This is a genomic window from Arthrobacter mobilis (assembly GCF_012395835.1).
GTDB lineage: Bacteria > Actinomycetota > Actinomycetes > Actinomycetales > Micrococcaceae > Crystallibacter > Crystallibacter mobilis.
Window position 1 is genome coordinate 99,882 of sequence record NZ_JAAZSQ010000013.1, and the last position, 9,105, is coordinate 108,986.

The 9,105-nt window shown below is 64.3% G+C and carries 9 protein-coding genes and 1 pseudogene; 6 read left to right on the forward strand and 4 right to left on the reverse strand.

Features of this window, described 5'->3' with window-relative positions:
- Positions 1-2 precede the first annotated feature (2 nt).
- The 4 genes from HGG74_RS13755 to HGG74_RS13770 all read right to left on the reverse strand — a co-directional run bounded on the left by HGG74_RS13755 (position 3) and on the right by HGG74_RS13770 (position 4,437).
- Positions 3-311, reverse strand: coding sequence for a PhlB family protein (locus HGG74_RS13755; protein WP_168487205.1), 309 nt, complete (start codon positions 309-311; stop codon positions 3-5).
- Positions 308-1,450 carry a thiolase family protein gene (locus HGG74_RS13760; protein WP_168487207.1) on the reverse strand — a complete coding sequence of 381 codons (1,143 nt, stop codon included), beginning with the start codon at positions 1,448-1,450 and terminating at the stop codon, positions 308-310. The genes HGG74_RS13755 and HGG74_RS13760 overlap by 4 nt, the downstream gene beginning before the upstream one ends.
- 174 nt (positions 1,451-1,624) lie before the next feature.
- The gene (locus HGG74_RS13765) at positions 1,625-2,959 is read right to left on the reverse strand and encodes an MFS transporter (RefSeq protein ID WP_246262896.1); all 1,335 of its coding nucleotides are present in this window, start codon (positions 2,957-2,959) and stop codon (positions 1,625-1,627) included.
- A gap of 704 nt (positions 2,960-3,663) precedes the next feature.
- Positions 3,664-4,437, reverse strand: a complete 774-nt coding sequence (locus tag HGG74_RS13770; protein ID WP_168487208.1) for an IclR family transcriptional regulator — start codon at positions 4,435-4,437, stop codon at positions 3,664-3,666.
- A gap of 86 nt (positions 4,438-4,523) precedes the next feature.
- Here HGG74_RS13770 and HGG74_RS13775 point away from each other — a divergent pair, with 86 nt between their 5' ends.
- From HGG74_RS13775 to HGG74_RS21195, 6 genes and pseudogenes are all read left to right on the forward strand, one after another.
- Positions 4,524-5,318: a 2-keto-4-pentenoate hydratase gene (locus HGG74_RS13775; protein WP_312856847.1), complete on the forward strand. Its 795-nt coding sequence runs from the start codon at positions 4,524-4,526 to the stop codon at positions 5,316-5,318.
- Between the two features lie 61 nt (positions 5,319-5,379).
- Positions 5,380-6,351, forward strand: coding sequence for an acetaldehyde dehydrogenase (acetylating) (locus HGG74_RS13780; protein WP_168487212.1), 972 nt, complete (start codon positions 5,380-5,382; stop codon positions 6,349-6,351).
- Positions 6,348-7,370 (forward strand): 4-hydroxy-2-oxovalerate aldolase, encoded by a 1,023-nt coding sequence (gene dmpG, locus HGG74_RS13785; RefSeq protein WP_168487214.1) that lies wholly within the window; start codon positions 6,348-6,350, stop codon positions 7,368-7,370. The genes HGG74_RS13780 and dmpG overlap by 4 nt, the downstream gene beginning before the upstream one ends.
- Positions 7,371-7,936: 566 nt before the next feature.
- Positions 7,937-8,203, forward strand: a complete 267-nt coding sequence (locus tag HGG74_RS21190; RefSeq protein ID WP_205761910.1) for a MarR family winged helix-turn-helix transcriptional regulator — start codon at positions 7,937-7,939, stop codon at positions 8,201-8,203.
- Between the two features lie 62 nt (positions 8,204-8,265).
- Entirely contained in the window at positions 8,266-8,688 is a 423-nt protein-coding gene (locus tag HGG74_RS13795; protein WP_168487215.1) for an organic hydroperoxide resistance protein, read from the forward strand.
- A gap of 210 nt (positions 8,689-8,898) precedes the next feature.
- Positions 8,899-9,105, forward strand: a pseudogene (locus tag HGG74_RS21195) (ISL3 family transposase); the annotation flags it as partial.

Sequence of the window (9,105 nt, forward strand, 5' to 3'; positions counted from 1 at the left end):
TCCTAGTACCTTGATTCGGGGGTGAACGGGATATACGCAAACACGCCGGGTTCCCTGTCTGGCTCATTGCTCAAGGCAACTTTGTCCCCCTGAGAGACTTCCCCGCCGACAATGCGGGCGATGAGCCGCGCACCGGCGCCGCACACAACGGTGGCTATGACCGCTCCGTCAGCGAGCGTCGTTGTTTCTTCCACTACGGCATCGTCGACTTGGTGATCGGCGAATTCCCAATGACCGCAGTACGGGCAGAACAGTCGGAAGGGAAACATCACACTCGAGCACGCCGTGCATTGTTGGACTGTTGCGCTCATGCGACACTCTCCAAGATAGCCATATTGGCGCACGCCCCGTAGCGGTAAAGAACCATCCCATAACCGCTGACAACACCGAAGCGGGCATCGGTTTGCCGATCGCCTGCCTGGCGCAACAACTGGTTCGCGACTTCAACCAGTCCGTGCATGCCGCCGGCCGATCCTGCCTGGCCAGCCGACAGCTGGCCTCCTGATGTATTGAGTGCCAGTTTTCCCGTGAAGATGGAGGAATCAATGAACTTTGGGACATCCGCCCCGGCCGTTATGAATCCCATGTCCATCAGCTGCGCTATCACCATTGCCGGATAGTCGTCGTAGACACCGATTACGCCCGCTTCCTCCGGCGAAATTCCGGCCCTGTCCCATGCTGGTGGGGCGCAGGCCTGCAGTCCCGTCTGAAGGCCGTCCCCGGTTTGGTTATCTGAGTTGTAGCTGGCTGTGACGGCAAGGACCCTCGCTCTCCGGCGACCAGCTACGCGCTCGTCCGCAGCCACGACCACCGCATCAGCCCCGGTCACCGGTGGAACACAATCGAAACGGCCGAGTGGATCGGCAACCATCGGAGCCGTCAGGTAATCATCAAGGCTCATCGGATCCCGGTAGACCGCTCCGGGGTTTTTGGCTGCCCAGCGCCGTTGAGCGACGGCAATCTTGCCGTAGTCGGAGCGTTCGAGGCCCAATGCTCTCATTTGCCGACTCGTGAGCATCGCAAAGAGAGCGTTCGGACCGGAAAGCGGCAGCGGTGACAAGTGCTGCTCTGTGGCGCGGTTATAGCGGGCCACCAGAGACGAGAACGCGTTGCGGTCCATAAGGTCGCCGGCAGCGACGACGACAGTGGAGGCATCACCAGCTTCGATGGCATGGATGGCATGCTGCAGCATGCCTCCGGCGCTGGCACCGCCATTTGTGTCCTGCATCAGCCAGGAAAGTTCGAATCCCATCCGCCAAGCCAGGTCGACCGCGTGATCGGGTTCCAAGGTGAAGCTGGAAACAGCGAATCCATCCACATCCTGCGGGGTAAGCCCGGCATCTGACAAGGCGCGTCTTACGGCTTCTGCAATGACCTGCGGGGTCGTTGTTGCTGCAGGGGGGTGACGCGTATACGGCGTCTCACCTGTGGCGATGATTGATGCTGTCATGAATGTTCTCTCTTGAACTAGTATCTGCAAATCCGGGGTTGAAAAATTCTGCTTCAGCTATTCATCAGTGGATTGCAGCCATCGGCCCCGGCCCCGGATAGGCGGCAGCTCCGCATCCGGGGCCGGGGGTTTCTGGTCCGGGCATTACGCACCGAGCTGGACCGATGGCTTCCCTCAGCCGATGTTGACCTCAGAGCGGTTGTCGTCACGATTCAGGGCGCGGGGCCCGACCTTGGCTGAGAGAGCCAAGGTGGTCAGGGTAATAGCGGCCAGGATAATCATGTAGATGGCAATCGGAGTGGAGCTGTTGTAATTGATAAGCAGCGCTGTGGCGATTAGCGGAGCCAGCCCTCCGGCGAAGACAGCCGCCAATTCATGTCCAACAGCTATCCCCGAGTAGCGGATTTCCGGTGTGAAGAGTTCATGGAAGAAGGCCGGCTGGGCACCGATCATCGCAGCGTGGCAGATGCCGTTACCGATGAAGTAGGCCAGGATGATCAGAGCCGGAGTTCCGGTATCCAGGATCGCGAAGAACGGGAAAGCCATGAGGGCAAGTGCTGCCGCTCCGAAAGCGTAGACTTTCCGCCTGCCGATCCTGTCTGAAAGATGGCCGAAGAACAGGATGGTGCCGAAGGAGAAGAGCATCGACAGCGCCACGCCCAAAAGCAGGATGGAACGATCGACTCCAACGTGAACGCCATACACGATTGAGAACGAGGCGATGAGATAGGAGCCTCCGTTTTCCGCCACGCGCAGGCCCATGGCGACCAGGATTTCCTTGGGATGGCTCTTGATCGCTGCCAGAACCGGAACACGCGGCCGTGCTTGGCTCTTCTTCGTTTCCTCGAACTCATTCGATTCGGGCAGACGGAACCGGATGTACATGCCTACGCCGAAGAGTACGACGCTGAACAGGAAGGGCAGGCGCCAGCCCCACGTCATGAACTGTTCTTCAGGCAGCATCTGGACCAGGAAGAACGCAGCTGAAGCAAGGACGAACCCAAGAGTCACACCACCCTGGCTGAAAGCCGAAAAGAAGCCCCGCCGCTTGTCCGAGGCATTCTCACTGATCAGCAAGACTCCGCCGCCCCATTCGCCCCCGGCTGCGATGCCCTGCAGGATGCGCAGAACGATGAGCATCACCGGAGCCAGAATTCCTACCTGCTCATAAGTAGGCAAGACGCCCATGAGGAAGGTAGCGATTCCCATAATTGAGAGTGTCAGTACAAGCGCCGACTTTCGGCCGACGCGGTCGCCTATATGCCCGAAAAAGATTCCTCCCAACGGCCGTGCTGCGAAACCCACTGCGAAGCCAGCGAAGGCTCCGAGTGTGCCGACCAGCGGGTCTGTGTCAGCCGGGAAGAACAGTTGCCCGAAGACAACCGCCGCTGCCGTCGCGTAAAGAAAGAAGTCGTACCACTCCAAGGAATTGCCTACGAGTGAAGCGATAACGTAGCGCCTAATCCCTTTTCCCCCTTGTTGGGGGGTAGCCTGCATGTTTTTGGGCATGGTCTGCTCCTATTGGAGTTACGGGCGTGAAGCCGAATGGGCTGGAAACGGATATCCGCAAATCTGTATGGCCTCGTCGAGATTCCGGGCCGGATCCGGAGGGCTCGCCTGATGGCGAGGCTGCGTGGCAGGGAGGAGCTCCCGTTGGAGGCAGAACTGTCCGGCCCGGCCCTCCCATGCTGTCAGGTCCGCCTTCACAGTGGGGCCGAGGACACGCAGGTGTGCTGCCGGCCCCGTCCTCTGGGATGACGTTCTGGAACGTAACTGCCACTGCATCCAATCACGTTCCTGGAGCGAAGTTGCGCAACGTGGGCTGGTCATGACGGGTGCGTCTCCGGAGTGATCTGCGCGGGGGTCCGCGCCGTGGATAGTGTTGCACCAGTGTGCCCGGTGCCACACATGCCCGTCGAATGCTTAACTTCACACCTGTCATGTCTATACAGACATATAGGCGGAACGACTCCGCAGACGAGGAAACCTCATCACCCTGCGAGGTGCTCGCTACCTGCACGCCCCGGCCATAGTGGGAACAGTCAGCCTCACCAGAGAGAGTGTTAGCGCGGGTAAGGGACGAGACCTTTGGAATTCGAGGTGAACGCGGTGCAATGCAGGAAACTGTGCAGGGCAATGAATGGTCAGGGCATAGGTCGGGGGATGACTGCACGAAACGGCTCTGGATGCGGCAGATTTCATCCCGCCTTGAATCAGTTGCCTGCAAGAGCACTGTTGCGGGGCAGCTGCCGGCCCAAAGCCAGTGTCGCCGTCCGCACGGCCGGGGCGACGCGGTCAATATCCAGCTGGCCTGTCTTGCCCGATACGGACAAGGACGCCACCAGCGCGCCGCCGGCGTCCATTACCGGGCTGGCAACGCAGCAACTGCCCATGGCGGATTCGTTGCGCTCATAGGCCAGGCCGGTGGCCGCAATGTCGGCCAGTTCCCTGCGCAAGGATTTCTCGTCAGTGATGGTGCCGGGTCCGACAGGCGGCAGACCGGTGGCGATGACATCCTCGAGGACCTGCGGCGGGGAGAAAGCGAGCATCGCCTTGCCGACGGCGGTGGCGTGCGCCGGAAGCCGCCCGCCCACCCGGGACGGCAGCTGCGGGGTCCCCCTGCCGCGCAGGATCTCGATGTAAACCACCTCCGTTCCATCCAGCACGGCAAGGTGGATGGTCTGTCCCGTGGCGTTGCGCAGGTCCGCCATGATCCCGATGGCGCGCCTGCGCAGTTCCTTCGGGGTCGCCGCCAGCTGGCCCAGTTCGAACAGGGCCAGCCCCAGACGGAGGGACGAACCATGCCGTTCCAGATACTGCAGCCGGACCAGTTCGGCTGCCAGCCGCGCCACGGTGGACTTCGCCAGCCCGGTCCTGCGGGCCAGTTCCGACACCCCGAGAGTCCTGTCCTCGATCCGGAAAGCTCCCAGGATCGATGCGGCGCGCTCCAGCACGGACGACGACGTGTTCCAATCAGCGGTACGCATCATTGCAGTGTGACGGACACCGCCAGCACAATCAAGCCCAGAACATGAGCCTTTCCGGAGGCTCAGGCACAGAACAAGGAGTCAGTGTGAGCCCCGCAATCGCAAAGAACCTCCTGCAGCAGTTTGCCGACGAACTGCTCGAGGCGACCGAAACGTTGGTGCCGGTGGCCCCGCTGCGGACCCGGCTGGAAGGGATGGACGTGGCGGACGCCTACGGGATCCAGGACGCCCAGCTTCGCCACCACCTGGCGACGGGGCGGGTGCTGGCCGGACGCAAGGTCGGGCTGACCTCGCCGGCGATGCAGGCCCAGCTGGGCGTGGACTCGCCGGACTTCGGCTTCTTCTTCGAGGACATGGTGTACGGCGACGGCGCCCGGATCCCGGCCGCCGGGTTCATTGCCCCCAAGGTCGAGCCCGAGTTCGGCTTCGTGCTCAAGGAAACCCTGGCCGGGCCCGGCGTGAGCGTGGAACAGGCCCGCGACGCGATCGGCGAGGTCTATGCGGCGATCGAGATCATCGATTCGCGCATCAGTAATTGGGACATCGCTCTGGTGGACACCGTGGCCGACAATGCCTCCTGCGGCGCGATCGCCGTCGGGTCCACCCCGCTGAATGTCGATGTTGCCGACCTGGCCTCGGTGGCGTGTGCGCTGGTCATTGACGGCCATCCGGCCGAATCCGGCACCGGGGCGGCAGTGATGGGCGACCCGGTGGCCCCGCTGGCCTGGCTGGCCAACGTGCTCGGCGAGCAGGGCGTGGCCCTGGAAGCCGGGCAGCTGGTGCTGCCGGGCTCCTTCACCAGGGCCCTGCCGGTGGTGGCCGATTCCACCGCGACCGCCGACTTCGGGGACCTGGGGTCCCTGACCATCCACTTCACCTGATCTCCGGCCGGCCCGGAATCGGGCAGCCACCACCGTTTCTGACTCCATGTAAGGACACCCCATGCCCAAAATGACGGCCGCGATCGTCGGCTCCGGCAATATCGGCACCGACCTGATGTTCAAGCTCATGCGCCGGTCCGAGCACATCGAACCGAAGTACATGATCGGCGTCGACCCCGCCTCCGACGGGCTGGCCCGCGCCGCCCGGCTCGGCCTGACCTCCTCGCATGAGGGCGTGGACTGGCTGCTGGCCCGGGACGAGCTGCCCGACTTCGTGTTCGAGGCCACCTCCGCCAAGGCCCACGCCGCCAACGCGCCGCGTTATGCCGCGGCGGGGATCACCGCCGTCGACCTGACCCCGGCCGCCGTCGGCCCGTACGTCTGCCCCGTGGTGAACCTGGACGCCGTCCCCGAGGCGGAGAACGTGAACATGATCACCTGCGGCGGACAGGCCACCACCCCGATCGTCGCCGCGGTCTCCTCCGTGGTCCCGGTGCCCTATGCCGAGATCGTCGCCTCGATCGCCTCCAAGTCAGCCGGCCCGGGCACCCGCGCCAACGTGGACGAATTCACCGAGACCACCGCCAAGGCCCTTCAGGTGGTCGGCGGCGCGGCCCGCGGCAAGGCGATCATCATCATCAACCCGGTCGAGCCGCCGATGATCATGCGCAACACCGTCTACTGCGCGATCCCGGCCGAGGCCGCCGAACCCGGACCCGTCCAAGACGCCATCCGCGAATCCATCGCCCGCACCGTCGAGCAGGTGAAGGCTTATGTGCCCGGCTACTCGCTGCGCGTGGACCCGCAGTTCGACCCCGCCCGGCCCGAGTGGAACAACCAGGGCCGGGTCGGTGTCTGGATCCAGGTCAAGGGAGCGGCCGACTACCTGCCCGACTACGCCGGCAACCTGGACATCATCACTGCCGCCGCCACCCGCACGGCCGACCTGCTCGCCGAACGCAAGCTCGCCACCGGCACCAGCACAGACACAGACACCGACACCGCCGCGACCACCGCAGGAGCCCGCGCATGAGCACCACCGACTACAGCGTCCGCCTGACCGACACCACCCTGCGCGACGGCTCGCACGCGATGAGCCACCGGTTCACCGAAGAGCACGTCCGCTCCACCGTCCGGGCCCTGGACGATGCCGGCGTGCAGGTCATCGAGGTCACCCACGGCGACGGCCTGGGCGGCTCCTCCTTCAACTACGGCTTCTCCCTCACCCCCGAACTCGACCTGGTCCGCGCCGCCGTGGACGAGGCCAGGCAGGCGAAGATCGCCGTGCTCATGCTCCCGGGCCTGGGCACCATCCACGACCTGAACCAGGCCCGGGAGGCCGGCGCGTCCGTGGCCCGCATCGCCACCCACTGCACCGAAGCCGACGTCTCCATCCAGCACTTCGGCCACGCCCGCAACCTGGGCATGGAAACCGTGGGCTTCCTGATGCTCTCCCACCGGGCCACCCCCGAGGAACTGGCCAGGCAGGCCCGGATCATGGCCGACGCCGGCTGCCAGTGCGTCTACGTCGTCGACTCCGCCGGCGCACTGATCCTCGAGGACGTCTCCGACCGCGTCGCCGCCCTGGTGGCCGAACTCGGGACCGACGCGCAGGTGGGCTTCCACGGCCACCAGAACATGAGCTTCGGCGTGGCCAACTCGGTCTTCGCCGTCCGCGCCGGCGCCAAGCAGATCGACGGCACCCTGGTCGCCCTGGGCGCCGGGGCCGGCAACTCCCCCACCGAGGTCCTGGCCGCCGCCTTCGACCGGCTGGACATCCGCACCGGCACCGACGTCCAGGCCCTGATGGCCGCAGCCGAGGACACGGTCAAGCCCTACATCACCCGCATGCCGGTCATGGACCGGGCCTCCATCATGCAGGGCTACGCCGGGGTCTACTCCTCCTTCCTCATCCACGCCGAACGCGCCGCCGACCGCTACGGCGTCCCCGCCTGGAAGATCCTCGAAGAAGTCGGCAGGGCCGGCTACGTCGGCGGCCAGGAAGACATGATCATCGACGTCGCCGTCCAGCTGGTTGCGGCGAACACCTGATATCGACTGTGCTGAAGGACGGGCCAGGAAAAGAGCACCATGACACGAGAACCGGGCGCCGGCACTGACGGGCAGGGCGTCATTAACGTTGCCAACTGGACGGCGCTGCACCCAGAGGACAGGGTCAAAGTCCGGTATGCATCCGGCTTCGAACAGGCCGGGTACGTCGACGAAGTCTCAGACAAGGGCGATGTCATCTGGATCAGATACTCCCAACTGTCCCTTCGGAAGCTGGTCCACAAGTCCGAAGCGGTCCGGATCTGGTGCGAACCTACCAAGTATGCGGACCCACGCGTCGCCGCTTTGCATCAACCGCCCGACATTCTCCCCGCAACCCGACCGCGGCAGTAATGGGAAAACTCTGTCATGCTCCATTCTGCGTGACGTTCAATGGACCTGTGCGACAGGCCAGACCCGCCGCACAGGTCCATGACCGCTTTCCGGGACTACCTTCGCACTTCGGCCAGACGCCGCACACGGTCAGGTCCAGACGACGGCCTTTCTACGTCCCGGTATGCGGGAGAGCCTACCTGTTCGCACTTTATGCCTTATGCAACGAGTCGGTGATGGTTACTGCGGAATATCTGGAAGGGTCGCCGCTGCTCAAGCGCCTGGAAGCACTTGGGCTTATCGAGCACCGTCGTGACAGCAGCGACGGGCAGCAGGTCACCATCCGACTGACCGCTCCCGGCCGGGACCTCGTGCCAAAGGCGGCCCACCTCCAGCACGGCCTGCGCGACGCGTTTCCGATGAGCGACGAGGAACTGTCCGCGCTTCGCGCGCTGGCCAGGCGCTTCCGCGAGGCCACCCGGACTCCACCCGGGCAGGCCTGACCCGCTGATCCAACACGGCAGCTCGCCGGCACCCACAAAGTTAATCCCAGAAGGAGACCTGCATGAACGCCATCTACACCGCCGAGGCCTTGGCCACCGGAGCCGGCCGCAACGGACGCGCCCGTACCACCGACGGACACGTCGACCTTCAGTTGGCCACACCGAAGGCTCTGGGCGGCTCCGGCAACGGCGCCAACCCCGAACAGCTCTTCGCTGCCGGCTACGCCGCCTGCTTCCACTCCGCCCTGCAGATGGTTGCCAAGCAGGCCAAGGCGGCTCTGGGCAATTCCAGCGTCGGAGCCAAGGTCGGCATCCGTCCCAACGATCAGGGCGGCTTCGCCCTGGAAGTCGCCCTCGAAGTCGTTATCCCCGCCCTGCCCCACGACCAGGCGCAGGCCTTGGCCGACACGGCTCACCAGGTGTGCCCCTACAGCAACGCCACCCGCGGCAATATTGACGTCACCATCATTGTCTCGGATGACTGACCCGGAAAACCATGGACCCCATCGGCAAGGGCAGGGCACGATGGGCCACGCGATGGAAGCCGGCCCTGAACGCCTTCGCCATCACCTTCGAAGGAAGAATCAACTAAATGCCAACCCTGGATCCACCGTTAAAGGGGCTCTGTCGCACTTTCGGTGGTGGTACGGCTCGTTGACGGTTGGTTCGTGCTTCCGGGCTTCTCATGATGGGGCATGGTTGATGCGAGGATGCTGGTCGGGATGCTGTTCTCGGGGTTGTCGGCGTTGGTGATCGAGGGGATCGAGGACACTGGCGAGGTGATCGTGGTTCGCGCGTCGACGCGTGGCGGGGCGGTGCAGTGCCCGTCATGCGGGACGCCGACTCGCAGGGTCCATGCCGTCCACGAGCGGGCACCGGCGGACGTGCCGGTCGATGGGCGT